The sequence below is a fragment of the Streptomyces dysideae genome (assembly GCF_001514305.1).
GTDB classification, from domain to species: domain Bacteria; phylum Actinomycetota; class Actinomycetes; order Streptomycetales; family Streptomycetaceae; genus Streptomyces; species Streptomyces dysideae.
The window spans coordinates 89,257-105,835 of sequence record NZ_KQ949083.1; the positions used below are offsets into that span (position 1 = coordinate 89,257).

Consider the following 16,579-nt stretch of genomic DNA (forward strand, 5'->3'; position numbering starts at 1 on the left):
CGTCCCGGGCGCGCCATGGACTGGGGCGACAGACGACCGGGCCGGGGCGGCCGGTCCGTACGTGTCCCTCCGCGCTTCGGCCTGGCGGCCCCATCCCGGCCGTGCTCCATCGCGGGCGGCCCCATCAACGCCTGCGCCGGCCCTGATGGGCTATCACCGCCGGGTCCCGGCCCTGTCGCGCCCGCGTGCCCGCCCCCACGTGGCCAGTTCCCTCCGCGCTCCATACCGCAGCCCCATCACCGCGCTCCGGCCCTGGCGGCTCTGTCACCTGCGGGTCTTGGCCCGAGCGGCCGTCTCACCTCGGGGTTTTGGCCGGCGCGGTCATCTCCCCTCGGGGTTTTGGCCCGCGCGGCCGCCTCGCATCGAGGTCCCGGCCCGCGAGGCCGCCTCGTCTGGCGGTCCCGGCCCGAGCGGCCCTCTCACTGTCACGCTCCGACTCCCGCGGGCCCTGTCACCTCCGCCCCCCGGCCCGCGCAGCCCCGTCACCCCCATGCCCCGACAACCGGTACGCGTCCAGCGCCAGCGTCATCTCGATCAGGTCCCGGGGGCGGGCCAGGGAGCGGGACGTCAGCTGTTCCAGTCGGCGTAGGCGGTTGAAGACCGTGTTGCGGTGGCAGTACAGGCGTCCGGCGGCCCGGCCGGCCGAGCCCTCGCAGGTCAGCCAGACGTCCAGGGTCTCCAGCAGCACCGCCCGATCGGCGGGCTCGAGCTCCAGCAGTGTGCCGAACACGTCCGACACCAGCCGGTCGGCGAGTTCCGGCTGGCTCACCACGAGCGCGGTCGGCATCCGCTGGTCCAGCCGTACGACCGCGGTCGCGTCCGGCGGGCAGGTGCGCAGCGCCAGTTCGGCGAGCCGTCGGGCCCGCCCCAGCTCGGCGAGCCCGGGCACGACCGGACTGATGCCGCCCGGGCCCGAGCACCGCCCGTCGAGTGCCTTCGCGACCCCGTCCAGGCCTTGCCCCGGCGTGAGCGCCACGACCCCGACCTCGCAGTCGGCCCGCATCCGCCAGATGAACCGGAACCCGGCCCCCTGCAATGGCCGCCCGAAGCCGTCCCGCCGCTCGGCCCGCAGCACCACCACCGCGTACGACCCGTGCTCCGGCAGATCCAGCCCCGCCGCTGCCCGCGCCGCGAGGCCCGGCGTCGCCTGCCCTTCCAGCAGCGCGTCCAGCAACGCCTGCAGCTGCTCGTCCGTACGCCGCCGCAGCTCCGCCTCCGTCGCCCGGTACGCCTCCGACGCCGCCTCCGCCTGCGCGTCCACCGCCGACCACACCATGGTCGTCGACCGCATCAGCGCCGCGAGCCGCTCCGGCTCCCGCCCGGCCGCCCCCTCCACGAGCGCGTCCCACACCAGGTAGCCGGCGTTCCGGTAGGCGTGCACCAGCAGGTCCAGCGGCAGCCCCTGCTGGGCCCGGCGCCGACCCGCGTCCTCGGCGTACTCCAGGTCGCGGCGCGGCGAGGCCCGGGGCGCGGAGATCGTCTCGATGCCGATCCGCATGGCCTCCTCGGCCTCCCGCCACTGCTGGTCGTACGGGAGCACCTGTTCGTAGACGGGGGAGTGGTCGGTGAGCTGCCGCAGGTGCTCGTCGACGAGCTCGGGCAGCCGTTCCAGCAGAGCCGTGCAGGACTCCGCGAGCAGCTTCCAGTCATGACCGGTTCGCGGTCTGCGCCCACCCATGGCCGGAGGATGTCACTCGGACACCGCCACGGACAGGCCCCTGACACGCAGTGTTGTGCGCGCGCACAACGTGCGGCCCGGCCCGCTGGTCACCCGCAGCGTTTCGGCCGCGGGCCGTGGACGGACGCCCCCGCCGGTGCTGGGGTGAGCGCCACACCGAATCAGGACAGGGGGAACTCCATGGGCGGATCCGGACTGGTCGTCCGCGACCTGTCGGTCGGATACGGACCCGTGCGCGCACTGCGCCGGGTGTCACTGGAGGTGCCCGAGGGAGCCGTGGTGACGGTGCTCGGCAGCAACGGCGCGGGCAAGTCGACCCTGCTGCGGGCGGTCAGCCGGACGCTGTCCTTCCACGGCGGCGCGGTCACCGAGGGCACGGTGAGCCTGGGCGGCCGTCGGCTCGACGGGCTCGGCCCGGACCGGGTGGTCGCCGCAGGGGTGTCCCAAGTCCCGGAGGGACGGCGGGTGTTCGCGCGGATGACGGTCGCCGACAACCTGCGCGCGGGTGCGCTGCGGGCCGACGGCGGCCGGGCGGGCCGCGCCGCCGCCCTCCACCGCGTCCACGAGCTGTTCCCCGTACTCGCCGAACGCGCCCAGCAGCGCGCCGGCCTCCTCTCCGGCGGCGAACAGCAGATGCTCGCCGTCGCCCGCGCGTTGATGGCCGCCCCGAAGGTACTGCTCCTCGACGAACCGTCCCTCGGCCTCGCCCCGCTCATGGCCGAGCGGATCGCCGACACCGTACGGGAGATCAACACCCAGGGCACCTCGGTCCTCCTCGTCGAACAGAACGCCGCACTGGCCCTGCGGCTCGCCACGCGCGCGTACGTCCTCGAAGTCGGCGAGGTGACCTTGTCCGGCCCGGCCGCCGAACTGGCCGCCTCCGACGAGGTCCGCCGCCGCTACCTGGGCGTCGTCGACGAGGACGCCGCCGCAGACGCCGAACAGGCGGGCGGCGTACGGCGGACCCTGACCCGCTGGAAGGGGTGAGCCGCGATGGACACCCTCGCCGTACGGAACCTGACCGTCCGATTCGCCGGCCTCACCGCCCTCGACGACGTCAGCTTCACCGTCCGCCCCGGCACCGTGCACGCCCTCATCGGCCCCAACGGCGCCGGTAAGTCCACCTGCTTCAACGTGCTGTCCGGCGTCTACCGGGCCACCGCGGGCAGCGTCCGCTTCGGCGACCACGAGCTGACCGGCATGCCTCCGCACCGCATCGCCGGCCTCGGTGTCGCCCGTATCTTCCAGAACCTCGCGCTGCCGCCCCGCGCCACGGTCGAGGACAGCCTGCTGCTGGGCCGGCACCGGCTGACCCGCACCGGCTTCCTGGCCGCCGGACTCAGACTGCCCTCGGCGGCCCACGAGGAGCGGCTGCACCGCGAACGCGTCCGGGAGATCGCCGAGTTCGTCGGCATCGCGGACTGCCTGGGCCGCCCGGCGGGCTCCCTCCCGTACGGGCAGCAGAAGCTCGCCGAACTCGCCCGCGCGCTGTGCATGGAGCCGCGTCTGCTGCTCCTCGACGAGCCGGTCGCGGGCATGACCGGCGACGAACGGCGCCGTACCGCCGCCGTGATCGCGGGCGTCCGGGACGGCCTCGGTATCTCGATCGTGCTGGTGGAACACGACATGGGGGTGGTGATGCGGCTCGCGGACGCGGTGACCGTACTCGACTTCGGGCGCCGGATCGCCGACGGCGCCCCCGCCGACGTGCAGAACGATCCGGCCGTCGTACAGGCCTACCTGGGAGCCGGATCATGAGCACCTTCGCCGAAATCCTGCTGAACGGCGTCTCGCTGGGCTCCGTCTACGCGCTCATCGCCCTCGGCTTCGTGGTCATCTTCCGGGCCACCGAGGTCGTCAACTTCGCCCACGCCTCCCTGCTCCTCGCCGGCGGCTATGTCACCGCGACGCTCCACGACGACCTCGGCTTCTGGCCCGCGCTGCTCGTCGGGATCGCGGGCGCGGCAGTCGTCGGCGCCGCGGTCGAGTTCCTCGTCATGCGGCGGTACCGGGGCGCCGACCACAGCGTCCTCGCCATCGTCACCATCGGCGTCGACATCCTGCTCACCACCGAACTGACCCGCCGTATCGGCACGGACGTCCTCGCGCTCGGCGACCCGTGGGGCGACGCGGTGCTGGCGCTGGGCCCGATCTCCCTCGCGCACACGAGGATCGCCGCGTTCGTCGCGGCGGCGCTGCTCATCACCACCTTCCTGCTGGCCTTCCGGTACACGTCGTGGGGCGTGGCGATGCGTGCGGCGGCGGAGAGCGCGGAGACCGCGGCACTGATGGGCGTACGGCTCGGGCGGGTGTCGCTGGGAGCGTGGGCCGTGGCGGGCGGGCTCGCGGCCGTCGCCGCCCTGTTCCTCACCGTCTTCCCGACCCCGGGCCTGGAGAGGGCCACCTCGCTGGCCGCGCTCAAGGCGTTCCCGGCCGCCATCCTCGGTGGCCTCGACTCCACGACGGGCGCACTGGTGGGCGGCCTGCTGGTCGGCGTCACGGAGTCACTCGCCACCGGCTACCAGAGCGATCTCACGTTCCTGGGACGGGGTCTCGGTGACCTGGCGCCGTACCTCGTCATGGTCGCGATCCTGCTCATCCGGCCCGCCGGGCTGTTCGGCACGAAGGAGCTGGCCCGTGTCTGAGGTCCTCGTGAAGCCGTTGCGGCTCGTTCGGACACGTACCTACGTCTGGTCCGCCGCAGCCGTCCTCCTCCTCGCCCTCCCCTTCTACCTGGACCGCTTCTGGCTCCAGGCCGGCCTGTTCGCGATGGCCGCCGCGATCGGCGCCATCGGCATCAACCTGCTGACGGGAGCGACCGGCCAACTCTCCATGGGGCACGCCTTCTTCCTGGCCGTCGGCGCCTACGGCTACTGCGTGTTCGCCGGGGACGGCGGCGACGGTCTGACCGGACTCGGCCTGCCGACCTGGCTCGCGGCGGTGCTCGCCGTGCTGGTCGCGGGCGGTGCGGGCGGGCTGTTCAGCCCCATCGCGGGCCGGCTCAGCGGCGCCTACCTGGGCATCGCCACACTCGCCCTCGTCTTCATCGGCCAGCACGTGATGTTCAACGCGCACGATCTGACCGGTGGCGCCAACGGCCGCGACGTACCGCCCCTGAACCTGTTCGGGCTCACCTTCGACGACCGTGAACTCCTCGTCGCCGCCGTGCCGTTCGGGTCGGCCGAGAAGCTCTGGTACGCGGGCTTGGTCCTGCTCCTGGCCGGCGGTCTGTTCGCCCGTGGAGTGCTGCGCGGCCGCCCGGGCCGGGCCATGAACGCGATCCGCGACCACCGCATCGCCGCCGGCGTGATCGGCGTACCCGTCGCCCGCTACCGGGCCGCCGTCTTCGTGCTGTCGTCGATGTACGCGGGCCTCGCGGGCGTACTCCTCGCCCTGGTCTTCCAGCGGACCGTGCCCGACTACTTCGGCATCACGCTGTCCCTCGAATACCTCGCCATGATCGTCATCGGCGGGCTCGGCTCGGTCTCCGGCGCGGTGGTCGGGGCCGTGTTCGTCTCCCTGCTGCCGCAGCTGCTGACCCGCTACAGCGATGCGCTGCCCCTGGTCTCCGCCCCCGGGACGGGCGGGATCGCACCGGGCGAGGCATCCCGGTACCTCTACGGCGCCGCCGTCGTGCTGGTGGTGCTGTTCCTGCCCGGCGGCCTGGTCAGGGTGGCCGCCCGGCGTCGCGTCACAACCCATCCAGGGGAGGAACGATGAACACGACGTATGCGGCCAGGGCCGCCGCCGGTGCCCTCGCGGCACTGCTCGTGCTGGCCGGATGCAGCTCCAAGGCCAAGGACGCCGACAACGGAGACGGTGACAAGGCGACCGCGGGCGGGGTGAAGACCGGCGACGGCATCTCCGGCAAGACGATCAAACTCGGCGCGCTCACCGACATGACCGGCGTTTACGCCACGCTCGGCAAGAGCGTCACCCAGGCCCAGCAGCTGTACGTGAAGCAGTTGAACGGCGCCGGCGGGGTGTGCGGCTACAAGGTCGAGCTGTCCGTCCGCGACCACGGCTACGACCCGCAGAAGGCCGTCTCCGGATACACCGAACTGGAGCCGGAGGTGCTGGGCTTCGCGCAGTTCATCGGCTCGCCGTTCGTCGCCGCCGTCAAGCAGCGCATCGACGGCCAGGACAAGGGCCTGGTGCTGCCGCAGGCATGGTCGGCCGCGCTGCTCGGCAGCCCGTACATCCGGGTCATCGGCTCCACCTACGACATCGAGACGATCAACGCCGTCGACTTCCTGATGAAGGAGAAGGGCATCAAGAAGGGCGACAAGATCGGCCACGTCTACTTCGAGGGCGACTACGGCGAGAGCGCCCTCGTCGGCGCCAAGCACATCGCGCAGGAGTCCGGGCTGACCGTCGTCGAGCAGAAGATCAAGCCGACCGACAACGACATGACCGCCCAGGTCGCCGCCCTGAAGCAGGCCGGCGTCAGGGCGATCGTCATCAGCGCGGGCCCGCGCCAGGCGGCCTCGCTGGTCGGCGTCGCGGCGGCCGGCGGCTTCGACGTGCCCATCATCGGCAACAACTCGGCCTTCGCGCCCCAGCTCCTGGCCACCCAGGCGGGCCCGGCCCTGATGAAGAACTACTACGTGGCCTCGCCCTCGCTCCCGATCGGCGCGGACACCCCGGAGGCCGAGAAACTCGTCGCCGACTACAAGGCCGCCTACCCGAAGGACTCCCTCGACAACGGCGTAGTCGCCGGCTGGACCGCCGCGTCGGCCTTCGGCGAGGCCCTGAAGAAGGCCTGCGAGAACAAGGACCTCACCCGGGAGGGCGTCGACAAGGCGCTGCTGTCGATCGACTCCTTCGACGTCGGCTTCGGCATCGCCCAGGACTTCACCGATCCCAAGTCCGCATCGTCGAAGCAGAGCGTGATCCTGCAGCCGGACAAGTCCGTGACGGGCGGCATGAAGGTCGTACGGGAGGCGGAGGCGTCGGAGGTGGCGGAGACGTACACGCCGGGGGCCTGAGACACCGGAAAGCGGGTGGACCGGGGGCTCTCCCCGTCCACCCGCCTGGCTGACGTGTCACTTCACCGCCGCCGACACCAGATTGAACCCGGTGTCGGCGACCAGCGCGGCATCCCGGAAGCCCGCCTCCGCGAGCAGCCGCACCCGCCTGGCCGGCCCGCCCTGCGTGCCGAGGCCGTACGCGTCCGGCTGGGCCGGCGAGCCCGGCGTGCACAGCGCGGTCGAGGCCGTGAAGCCGATCCGTACCGTCGGATTGCCGATGGGTCCCCCAGCCGGTCCGTCGACCACGGCTCCACTTCGACCACGACCCCGCCGTCGGCGAGCACCTCGCGGGCCCGCCGCAGGGCCCCGGAACGAGATGTTGCCGGGGCTGCCCGCCTCGACGGCCTCCGCACGGGCCTGCGCGATCGACCGCTCGTGCGCGTCGAACCCCCGACGCACAGCTGGACCGGAGCCAGCAGTCCGACCTCGACCCCACCCGAAGCCCCCACGCCCGCCATTGTGGCCGAAGCGGCGCAACAGAGAGAGGGCCCGGACCGACATCGCGACATCGGTCCGGGCCCTCTCCGGGGCGGTACGGCGGAGCCCTACGGCAGCTGCGCCGCGCGCGCCTCACGCCGGTTGCCGCGGAAGTTGTTCACCCGGCGTGCCGTGGCGAACAGCGGGATCACCGCACCCATGACCAGCTGCAGCGCACAGCCGGTCTGCAGGAGCAGCTGCCCGCTCGGGGCGTCGAACGCCCAGGCGGCCAGAAGGCCCATCGACAGCACGATCCAGGTGAGCATCGCCACCGCGAGGCGGCCCCGCGGCTTCGGGTACTCCACGCGGCTCACCATCAGCCAGGCCGTCCCCAGGATCGCCATCAGCGTCGCCACGAAGGGCAGCTCCAGCAGCACGATCGAGACCACCGTCAGCGCACCGAACGGCGACGGCATGCCCTGGAAGGTCCCGTCCTTCACGGTGACGCACGAGAACCTCGCGAGTCTCAGCACCACCGCCAGCAGCACCACGATCGCCCCGACCGCCGCCACCCGCTGGTGCGCGTCGTCCGCGACCATGCCGTAGACGAGGACGAAGTACGCCGGCGCCAGGCCGAAGCTGATCAGGTCCGAGAGGTTGTCCAGCTCCGCGCCCATCGGCGACGAGCGCAGCTTCCTCGCCACCAGGCCGTCGAAGAGGTCGAAGACCGCCGCGCAGAGCATCAGGATGACCGCCGTGGCCGCACTGTGGCGGGCCATGCCCGACTCCTGGCTGCCCGTGAGGTGCGGGATCAGGATGCCGGTGGTGGTGAAGTACACCGCCATGAAGCCACAGGTGGCGTTGCCGAGGGTGAGGGTGTCCGCTATCGAGAGGCGGAGAGAGAGGGGCATCTCCTCCTCTTCGTCCACCTCGTCGGCCTCGGGCACCCAGCCCGCCTGGGTCTCCGGATCAATCACGGTCAATGCGAGTCACCCCAGCCACGGTCTTCTGACCGACCTCGACCGCGACCTCCACGCCCTCGGGCAGGTAGATGTCGACGCGCGAGCCGAAGCGGATCAGGCCGATACGGTCGCCCTGCTCGACCTTCGTGCCCTGCGGGATGTAGGGCACGATGCGGCGAGCGACCGCGCCGGCAATCTGGATCATCTCGATGTCACCGAGTTCGGTGTCGAAATGCCAGACTACGCGCTCGTTGTTCTCGCTCTCCTTATTGAACGCCGGAACGAACCCACCGGGGATGTGCTCGACCGACGTCACCGTGCCGGAGAGCGGCGCGCGGTTGACGTGGACGTTGAGCGGGCTCATGAAGATCGCGACGCGGGTCCGGCCGTCCTTCCACGGCATGATGCTCTGCACCACACCGTCGGCGGGGGAGATGACCCGGCCCGTGGCGATCTCGCGCTCGGGGTCGCGGAAGAACCACAGCATGCCCGCGGCGAGCGCGGTGGCGGGCACGGCGACGGCCTTGGCGGCGCCGGACTTACGCGCGCGTACCAGGCTGAGGGCTGCGGTGGCGACGGTCGGGAGAAGCCACGGCGATGCTCCGCGCGCAAGGCGTACGCCGACCAGGCTGTCGCGAGGTGCAGAGGTTTGGCTGTGGGGCATGGATGACCTTCGTAGCGGATGATGCCGCACTGCAACGGGGGACGGCGGCTTTCCCGGGATCGTACCGGTCGCGGGCCACAACTGGGCAAGCCAGGAAGCCGAGTCGGCGGCTGAAGAGTTTTCACGGGGTGTGATCTTCTTCTCGAAGAAAACACCCCGAACGCGGACATCTATCCCTGGAACCGATACTCTTCGAGCAGCCTGCGACCGATGATCATTTTCTGGATCTCGGCGGTACCTTCACCGATAAGCAGCATCGGAGCCTCTCGGTAGAGGCGCTCGATCTCGTACTCCTTGGAGAAGCCGTAGCCGCCGTGGATCCGGAAGGAGTCCTCCACGACCTCCTTGCAGTACTCGGAGGCGAGGTACTTCGCCATCCCAGCCTCAAGGTCGTTTCGTTCCCCGGAGTCCTTTTTGCGTGCCGCGTTCACCATCATCGCATGCGCGGCCTCGACCTTGGTAGCCATCTCGGCCAGCTTGAACTGGATCGCCTGGTGCTGGGCGATCGGCTTGCCGAAAGTGTGCCGCTGCTGGGCGTATGCGACGCCGAGTTCGAAGGCACGCTGCGCGACGCCACAGCCACGCGCCGCCACGTTGACGCGGCCGACCTCGACCCCGTCCATCATTTGGTAAAAACCTCGGCCGGTGGCCCCGCCGAGCACCCGATCGGCCGGAATCCGCAGGCCGTCCATGATGAGTTCGGTCGTGTCGACGCCCTTGTAGCCCATCTTGTCGATCTTGCCCGGAATGGTCAGGCCCGGACGGACCTCACCGAAGCCCGGCTCCTTCTCCACGAGGAAGGTCGTCATCGACTTGTGCGGCGCGGTGGCTGTTTCTTGACTGGAGTGTCCTTCGTCACTTCGGACGAGAACGGCGACCAGATTTGAGGTGCCGCCGTTCGTCAGCCACATCTTCTGGCCGTTCAGGACGTACTCGTCGCCGTCCTTCACCGCCTTGGAGGTGATGGCCGACACATCCGAGCCGAGGCCCGGCTCGGACATCGAGAAGGCGCCCCGGATGTCGCCGGCCGCCATCCTCGGCAGGAAGTGGTCCTTCTGCTCCTGCGTACCGTGCTGCTTGAGCATGTACGCCACGATGAAGTGCGTGTTGATGATCCCGGAGACCGACATCCAGCCGCGGGCGATCTCCTCCACGCACAGCGCGTACGTCAGGAGCGACTCGCCCAGACCCCCGTACTCCTCGGGGATCATCAGACCGAACAGGCCCAGCTCCTTGAGCCCGTCGACGATCTGCTGCGGATACTCGTCGCGGTGCTCCAGCTCGGTCGCGACCGGGATGATCTCCTTGTCCACGAAGTCGCGGACGGTGGACAGGATCTCCTGCTGGATGTCGGTCAGACCGGCGGTCTGGGCGAGTCGCGCCATGGCTACTTCTCCTGCTCCTTGAGCTCGGGGCGGCCGGGCTGCTCGCCGCCGCGCTCCTTGATGTACGTCTCGGTGGGAACCATCACCTTGCGGCGGAACACGCACACCAGCGTGCCGTCCTGCTTGTAGCCCTTGGTCTCGACGTGGACGATGCCGCGGTCGTTCTTCGACTTCGACGGCCACTTGTCGAGCACGGTCGTCTCGCCGTAGATGGTGTCGCCGTGAAAGGTCGGCGCCACGTGCCTCAGCGACTCGATCTCCAGGTTGGCGATCGCCTTGCCGGAGACGTCCGGCACGGACATGCCCAGCAGCAGCGAGTAGATGTAGTTCCCCACGACGACGTTCTTGCCGAAGTCCGTCGTCCTCTCCGCATAGTTGGTGTCCATGTGGAGCGGGTGGTGGTTCATGGTGAGGAGACAGAAGAGGTGGTCGTCGTACTCCGTGACCGTCTTCCCGGGCCAGTGCTTGTAGACCGCCCCGACCTCGAACTCCTCGTAGGTGCGCCCGAACTGCATGGCCTTACGCCTCCGGAATCTCGAACTTGCTCGTGCGCTGCATACCGGCGGCGCGTCCCTTGCCGGAGATGACCAGGGCCATCTTGCGGCTGGCCTCGTCGATCATCTCGTCGCCGAGCATCGCGGAGCCCTTCTTGCCGCCCGCCTCGGACGTGTAGTAGTCGTACGCGTCCAGGATCAGCTCGGCGTGGTCGTAGTCCTCCTGCGAGGGCGAGAAGATCTCGTTGGACGCCTCGACCTGGCCCGGGTGCAGCACCCACTTGCCGTCGAAGCCGAGGGCGGCGGCCCGCTGGGCGACCTCGCGGTAGCCGTCGATGTTGCGGATCTGCAGGTAGGGGCCGTCGATCGCCTGGAGGTTGTTGGCGCGGGCGGCCATCAGGATCTTCATCAGGATGTAGTGGTAGGCGTCCGCCGGGTAGCCGGGCGGCTGCTCACCCACGACCAGCGACTTCATGTTGATCGACGCCATGAAGTCGGCCGGGCCGAAGATGATCGTCTCGACGCGCGGGGAGGCCTGCGCGATCTCGTTGACGTGGTTGAGGCCCTGCGCGTTCTCGATCTGCGCCTCGATGCCGATCCGCCCGACCTCGAAGCCCATCGTCTTCTCGATCTGAGTGAGGAGCAGGTCCAGCGCGACGACCTGCTGGGCGTCCTGCACCTTCGGCAGCATGATGCAGTCGAGGTTCTGGCCCGCGCCCTCGACGACGGTCACGACATCGCGGTACGTCCACTCGGTCGTCCAGTCGTTGACGCGCACGACCCTCGTCTTGCCCGTCCAGTCGCCCTCGTTGAGGAACTTGACGATCGTGTGCCTCGCCTCGGGCTTGGCGAGCGGCGCGCACGCGTCCTCCAGGTCGAGGAAGACCTGGTCCGCCGGGAGGCCCTGCGCCTTCTCCAGGAAGCGCGGGTTCGAGCCCGGCACTGCCAGGCAGGAGCGCCGCGGACGAAGACGGTTGACGGTCATGCGGGGACCTCCAGGGGGTCGAGCTTGTTCGCTGTGCGGATCTCGTCGACGATACGGCCGATGATCCCGGTGATGTCGAAGTCCTTCGGGGTGAAGACGGCGGCCACTCCGGCGGCCCTGAGCTGCTCGGCGTCACCGTTCGGGATGATCCCGCCGGCGATCACCGGGATGTCGGCCGCACCGGCCTCCCGCAAGCGCTCCAGCACGTCCGGCACCAGCTGCGCGTGCGAACCGGACAGGATGGACAGGCCGACCGCGTGCACGTCCTCCGCGAGGGCCGCGTCCACGATCTGTTCGGGCGTCAGCCGGATGCCCTGGTAGACCACCTCGAAGCCGGCGTCACGCGCGCGTACGGCGATCTGCTCGGCACCGTTGGAGTGCCCGTCCAGGCCCGGCTTGCCGACCAGGAAGCGCAGCTTGCCGACACCCAGGTCCTGGGCCGTACGGTCGACCTTGCGGCGGACCTCGCTCAGGGCCGAGCCCTCCTCGGCGGGGATCGCCACCGGCGCCGACGAGACACCGGTCGGGGCGCGGAACTCGCCGAACACCTCGCGCAGCGCCCCGGCCCACTCGCCGGTCGTGACCCCGGCGCGGGCGCACTCCAGGGTGGCCTCCATGAGGTTGGCGTCGGTGGCGGCTGCTTCTCGCAGCCGCCCCAACGCCCTGCATCGCCGCGAGTGGCTGAAGGGCGGCTGTTGGCGTCCTCGCTCGCCCGAAGGCGGGCGATTCTGGTCCGTACCTCGGCTGGGTACCACCTCGGGTTCCTGCTTCACGGGCCTCTGCCGATCCCCGAAGGGCGCGGTCTTACACAAGCCTCCACAGGCGTCACTTTCCGCCTGCCCGGCGGTAGGTCCTTCAACTCCGTTGTCGGACAAGGCGACTTTATCCGCATTGCGGCGCCATTCGTGCAGGGCCTGGACTACCCGCGCTTCCACCGCTGGGTCCACTGTCTGGATCGCGGTGTCCAGGTCGGCGGTCAGCGGGTTCGGCTCGGTCGTCTCGAAGATGTTGACGCCGACGATCTTCTCCTGCCCGGACTCGATGCGGGCCCGGCGCTCGGCGTGCGAGGCGACGAGCTGCGACTTGAGGTAGCCGGACTCGACAGCCGCCATCGCGCCGCCCATCTCCTGGATCCGCTCGATCTCGGCGAGGGACTCCTCGACCAGCGCCTCGACCTTCGCCTCGACCACCTTCGAGCCCTCGAAGATGTCCTCGTACTCCAGCAGGTCGCTCTCGTAGGCCAGGACCTGCTGCATCCGCAGCGACCACTGCTGGTCCCAGGGCCGGGGAAGACCCAGCGCCTCGTTCCAGGCGGGGAGCTGCACGGCACGCGCGCGTGCGTCCTTCGAGAGGGTCACGGCCAGCATCTCCAGCACGATCCGCTGGACGTTGTTCTCCGGCTGCGCCTCGGTCAGACCGAGGGAGTTGACCTGGACGCCGTAGCGGAAGCGGCGCTGCTTGGGGTTCTCGATGCCGTACCGCTCGCGTGTGACCTTGTCCCAGATGCGGCCGAAGGCGCGCATCTTGCACATCTCCTCGACGAACCGGACGCCCGCGTTCACGAAGAAGGAGATACGCGCGACGACATCGCCCATGCGCTCCTGAGGCACCTGCCCGCTGTCCCGCACGGCGTCCAGCACGGCGATCGCCGTCGACATCGCGTACGCGATCTCCTGGACCGGCGTGGCGCCCGCCTCCTGCAGGTGGTAGCTGCAGATGTTGATCGGGTTCCACTTCGGGATGTGGGAGACCGTGTACGCGATCATGTCCGTCGTCAGCCGGAGCGAGGGAACCGGCGGGAACACGTGCGTGCCCCGCGACAGGTACTCCTTGACGATGTCGTTCTGGGTCGTCCCCTGGAGCTGGGTGATGTCCGCACCCTGCTCCTCCGCGACGACCTGGTAGAGCGCCAGCAGCCACATGGCGGTGGCGTTGATGGTCATCGAGGTGTTCATCTGCTCCAGGGGGATGTCCTGGAACAGCCTGCGCATGTCACCGAGATGGGCCACCGGCACCCCGACCCGGCCGACCTCGCCGCGGGCGAGGACGTGGTCGGAGTCGTAGCCGGTCTGCGTCGGCAGGTCGAACGCCACCGACAGACCTGTCTGACCCTTGGCGAGGTTGCGCCGGTACAGCTCGTTGGACGCCTCGGCCGTGGAGTGACCGGCGTAGGTCCGCATGAGCCACGGCCGGTCCTTCTGACGCTCACTCATCTATGGCCCTCAGATGTTCCGGAAGCGGTTGATGGCGTCGACGTGCTTCGCGCGCAGCTCCTCGTCGCGCACGCCCAGGCCCTCCTCGGGCGCCAGGCACAGCACACCGACCTTGCCCTGGTGGAGGTTGCGGTGCACGTCGTACGCGGCCTGCCCGGTCTCCTCCAGCGAGTACACCTTGGACAGCGTCGGGTGGATCTTGCCCTTCGCGACCAGCCGGTTGGCCTCCCAGGCCTCGCGGTAGTTGGCGAAGTGCGAGCCGATGATCCGCTTCAGGGACATCCACAGGTAGCGGTTGTCGTACTCGTGGTTGTAGCCGGACGTCGAGGCGCAGGTGACGATGGTGCCGCCCTTGCGGGTGACGTACACGGAGGCGCCGAAGGTCTCGCGGCCCGGGTGTTCGAAGACGATGTCGACGTCCTCGCCGCCCGTGAGCTCACGGATCCGCTTCCCGAAGCGCTTCCACTCCTTCGGGTCCTGGGTGTGCTCGTCCTTCCAGAACTTGTAGTCCTCGGCGGTGCGGTCGATGATCGCCTCGGCGCCCATCGCCCGGCAGATCTCCGCCTTCTGGGGCGAGGACACGACACAGATGGGGTTGGCGCCGCCGGCCAGCGCGAACTGCGTGGCGTACGAGCCGAGCCCGCCGCTCGCGCCCCAGATCAGGACGTTGTCGCCCTGCTTCATGCCGGCGCCGTTGCGGGAGACCAGCTGCCGGTAGGCGGTGGAGTTCACGAGCCCGGGGGCCGCGGCCTCCTCCCAGCTCAGATGCTGTGGCTTCGGCATCAGCTGGTTGGACTTGACCAGCGCGATCTCCGCCAGCCCGCCGAAGTTGGTCTCGAAGCCCCAGATGCGCTGCTCGGGGTCGAGCATGGTGTCGTTGTGGCCGTCGCTCGACTCCAGCTCGACCGACAGGCAGTGGGCGACGACCTCGTCACCAGGCCTCCAGGCGTTGACGCCCGGGCCGGTGCGCAGGACGACGCCCGCGAGGTCGGAGCCGATGATGTGGTATGGCAGATCGTGGCGCTTCGTCAGCTCGCTGAGCTTGCCGTAGCGCTCCAGGAAACCGAAGGTCGGCAGCGGCTCGAAGATCGAGGTCCACACGGAGTTGTAGTTGACCGAGGAGGCCATCACGGCCACCAGGGCCTCGCCCGGGCCGAGCTCCGGCACCGGGACGTCGTCCAGGTGGGTCGCCTTGCGGGGGTCCTTGTCGCGGGTGGTGAGGCCCGCGAACATGTCCGTCTCGTCCTTGTGCACGGTGATCGCGCGGTACGACTCGGGGAGCGGCAGAGCGGCGAAGTCGTCCGGTGTCGTATCCGGCGACTGGATCGCGTCCAGGATGTCCTTCACGGTCACGGTATTGCCTCCGGCGGTGCGCGTCCTGAGGGAGGGACGCTGAGGGTTACGTCGGTGCTGCTGGGTTGCCGTCGGTTCGGCGGTGGTGCTGTTCGGCAGCGCTTTGTGGCGCGGGAGGTTGCCTGTGACGCAGGCGTCCGGGCGCGCAAACCGTGGGTTTGCGGGGACAGCCGACGTACGAAAGGTCTCTGCACGCCGGCCGCCCGGACACCTTCAACGTATGGCACCGCGTGTCACCTCGCAAGGCACCGAGTGCCAGAACTTGGCCCTCAGATGAAATCTTTACGTAACAAATGAGCGATGATCGATCAAAGCTACCGGTGAGTAGATCGTCAATCGGGTGCTGTCGGGTGTTATCGGGCGCGCGGTCAACCACGGCGGTCCGGGAGTGCGCGGGGCAAGTCGACGGCCACAACAGGCCGGCCCGGCGACCGGACGGCTGGTCGCCGGGCTGCTGGCGGGGGGCGGGTCCGGTGGCGCGGTTCGCGTCCGGGCGGTAGGGGCTAGGCCGGGCTAGGCCCGTTCCTTGAGGGCCTGCTCGATCGTGCGCATGACCTCGTCCAGGGGTGCGTCCGTCCTGGCCACCGTCACCAGGACCTCGCCCTGCGAGGCGACCGAGGCCGGGGGAGTGCGGGGTGCTGTGTCCCGGCCGGCGCCGATGCCCGTGCCGAACGTCTTCCGTACGATTCCGAAGGCGTGGTCGAGCTGTGCCTCGACGTCGCCCTGGCCGCCCGCCCGCAGCCAGCGCCGCAGGACGTGGTTGTGGGCGGTGACCACGGCGGACGCGGCGACCTCCGCGAGCAACGGGTCGTCGTTGGCGTCGTCGTCGTGGGCGTGCTCGTCGAAGTGGCCGAGGAGGTAGCGGGTGAAGAGGCGCTCGTAGCGGGCCACCGACGCGATCTCCGCCTCGCGCAGGGTGGGCACCTCGCGCGTCAGCTTGTAGCGGGCGACCGAGATCTCCGGCCGGGCCGCGTACATCCGCATGACTTCCTTGATGCCGCGGCACACCGTGTCGAGCGGATGCTCGTGCGCCGGTGCGGCGTTGAGGACCGCCTCGGCCCGGACCAGGGTGTCGTCGTGGTCCGGGAAGATCGCCTCTTCCTTGGAACGGAAGTGACGGAAGAACGTGCGGCGGGCGACCCCCGCCGCGGCCGCGATCTCGTCGACGGTGGTCGCCTCGTACCCCTTGGCCGCGAACAGCTCCATCGCCGCGGCCGCCAGTTCACGGCGCATCTTGAGCCGCTGGGCCGCCGCGCGACTGCCTGCGGCACTTTCCGGTGCGTCGGGCGTGGCTGGTGTACGTGAGGACTTGGCGGGCTGGGACATGACCCGAACGTACTGCATGTGCGCAGCGTGGTGCGCATGTCCCGGGCTTCCCCCGCCCTCGACGGGCGGGGG

Annotated in this window: 15 protein-coding genes; 5 read left to right on the forward strand and 10 right to left on the reverse strand. The window is 69.9% G+C overall.

Going from position 1 to position 16,579, the window contains the following annotated elements; genetic code table 11:
• Positions 1-451: 451 nt before the first annotated feature.
• On the reverse strand, positions 452-1,678 hold the full coding sequence (locus AQJ91_RS16715) for a PucR family transcriptional regulator (RefSeq protein WP_067021791.1): 1,227 nt from the start codon (positions 1,676-1,678) through the stop codon (positions 452-454).
• A gap of 180 nt (positions 1,679-1,858) precedes the next feature.
• Between AQJ91_RS16715 and AQJ91_RS16720 the strand changes: the two genes are divergently transcribed.
• From AQJ91_RS16720 to AQJ91_RS16740, 5 genes are read left to right on the forward strand one after another with little or no spacing between them, the layout of a single operon-like run.
• The gene (locus AQJ91_RS16720) at positions 1,859-2,665 is read left to right on the forward strand and encodes an ABC transporter ATP-binding protein (protein ID WP_067021793.1); all 807 of its coding nucleotides are present in this window, start codon (positions 1,859-1,861) and stop codon (positions 2,663-2,665) included.
• Between the two features lie 6 nt (positions 2,666-2,671).
• On the forward strand, positions 2,672-3,436 hold the full coding sequence (locus tag AQJ91_RS16725; protein ID WP_067021795.1) for an ABC transporter ATP-binding protein: 765 nt from the start codon (positions 2,672-2,674) through the stop codon (positions 3,434-3,436).
• Positions 3,433-4,323, forward strand: coding sequence for a branched-chain amino acid ABC transporter permease (locus tag AQJ91_RS16730; RefSeq protein ID WP_067021797.1), 891 nt, complete (start codon positions 3,433-3,435; stop codon positions 4,321-4,323). Before AQJ91_RS16725 ends, AQJ91_RS16730 begins: the two co-directional genes overlap by 4 nt.
• Positions 4,316-5,398 carry a branched-chain amino acid ABC transporter permease gene (locus tag AQJ91_RS16735; RefSeq protein ID WP_067021799.1) on the forward strand — a complete coding sequence of 361 codons (1,083 nt, stop codon included), beginning with the start codon at positions 4,316-4,318 and terminating at the stop codon, positions 5,396-5,398. Before AQJ91_RS16730 ends, AQJ91_RS16735 begins: the two co-directional genes overlap by 8 nt.
• A complete protein-coding gene (locus AQJ91_RS16740; protein ID WP_067021801.1) occupies positions 5,395-6,666 on the forward strand; it encodes an ABC transporter substrate-binding protein in 1,272 nt (423 codons plus the stop codon). The genes AQJ91_RS16735 and AQJ91_RS16740 overlap by 4 nt, the downstream gene beginning before the upstream one ends.
• A 57-nt stretch (positions 6,667-6,723) precedes the next feature.
• Here AQJ91_RS16740 and AQJ91_RS16745 read toward each other — a convergent pair whose 3' ends face one another.
• The 9 genes from AQJ91_RS16745 to AQJ91_RS16790 all read right to left on the reverse strand — a co-directional run bounded on the left by AQJ91_RS16745 (position 6,724) and on the right by AQJ91_RS16790 (position 16,507).
• Positions 6,724-6,954 (reverse strand): hypothetical protein, encoded by a 231-nt coding sequence (locus AQJ91_RS16745; RefSeq protein ID WP_067021803.1) that lies wholly within the window; start codon positions 6,952-6,954, stop codon positions 6,724-6,726.
• 299 nt (positions 6,955-7,253) lie between these two features.
• Positions 7,254-8,072 carry a CDP-diacylglycerol--serine O-phosphatidyltransferase gene (gene pssA, locus AQJ91_RS16750; protein WP_067021805.1) on the reverse strand — a complete coding sequence of 273 codons (819 nt, stop codon included), beginning with the start codon at positions 8,070-8,072 and terminating at the stop codon, positions 7,254-7,256.
• A 22-nt stretch (positions 8,073-8,094) separates the two neighbouring features.
• The gene (locus tag AQJ91_RS16755; protein ID WP_067021808.1) at positions 8,095-8,751 is read right to left on the reverse strand and encodes a phosphatidylserine decarboxylase; all 657 of its coding nucleotides are present in this window, start codon (positions 8,749-8,751) and stop codon (positions 8,095-8,097) included.
• 170 nt (positions 8,752-8,921) lie between these two features.
• Complete coding sequence (locus AQJ91_RS16760; RefSeq protein WP_067021810.1) at positions 8,922-10,136, reverse strand: acyl-CoA dehydrogenase family protein; 1,215 nt, start codon at positions 10,134-10,136, stop codon at positions 8,922-8,924.
• Between the two features lie 2 nt (positions 10,137-10,138).
• Positions 10,139-10,651 (reverse strand): MaoC family dehydratase, encoded by a 513-nt coding sequence (locus AQJ91_RS16765; protein WP_067021812.1) that lies wholly within the window; start codon positions 10,649-10,651, stop codon positions 10,139-10,141.
• Between the two features lie 4 nt (positions 10,652-10,655).
• A complete protein-coding gene (locus tag AQJ91_RS16770; protein ID WP_067021814.1) occupies positions 10,656-11,615 on the reverse strand; it encodes an HpcH/HpaI aldolase/citrate lyase family protein in 960 nt (319 codons plus the stop codon).
• Positions 11,612-13,828 (reverse strand): protein meaA, encoded by a 2,217-nt coding sequence (locus tag AQJ91_RS58240; protein ID WP_234382431.1) that lies wholly within the window; start codon positions 13,826-13,828, stop codon positions 11,612-11,614. Before AQJ91_RS58240 ends, AQJ91_RS16770 begins: the two co-directional genes overlap by 4 nt.
• 9 nt (positions 13,829-13,837) lie before the next feature.
• Positions 13,838-15,175: a crotonyl-CoA carboxylase/reductase gene (gene ccrA / locus AQJ91_RS16785; protein WP_199847951.1), complete on the reverse strand. Its 1,338-nt coding sequence runs from the start codon at positions 15,173-15,175 to the stop codon at positions 13,838-13,840.
• A gap of 519 nt (positions 15,176-15,694) precedes the next feature.
• Positions 15,695-16,507: a TetR family transcriptional regulator gene (locus AQJ91_RS16790; RefSeq protein ID WP_067022118.1), complete on the reverse strand. Its 813-nt coding sequence runs from the start codon at positions 16,505-16,507 to the stop codon at positions 15,695-15,697.
• Positions 16,508-16,579 lie beyond the last annotated feature (72 nt).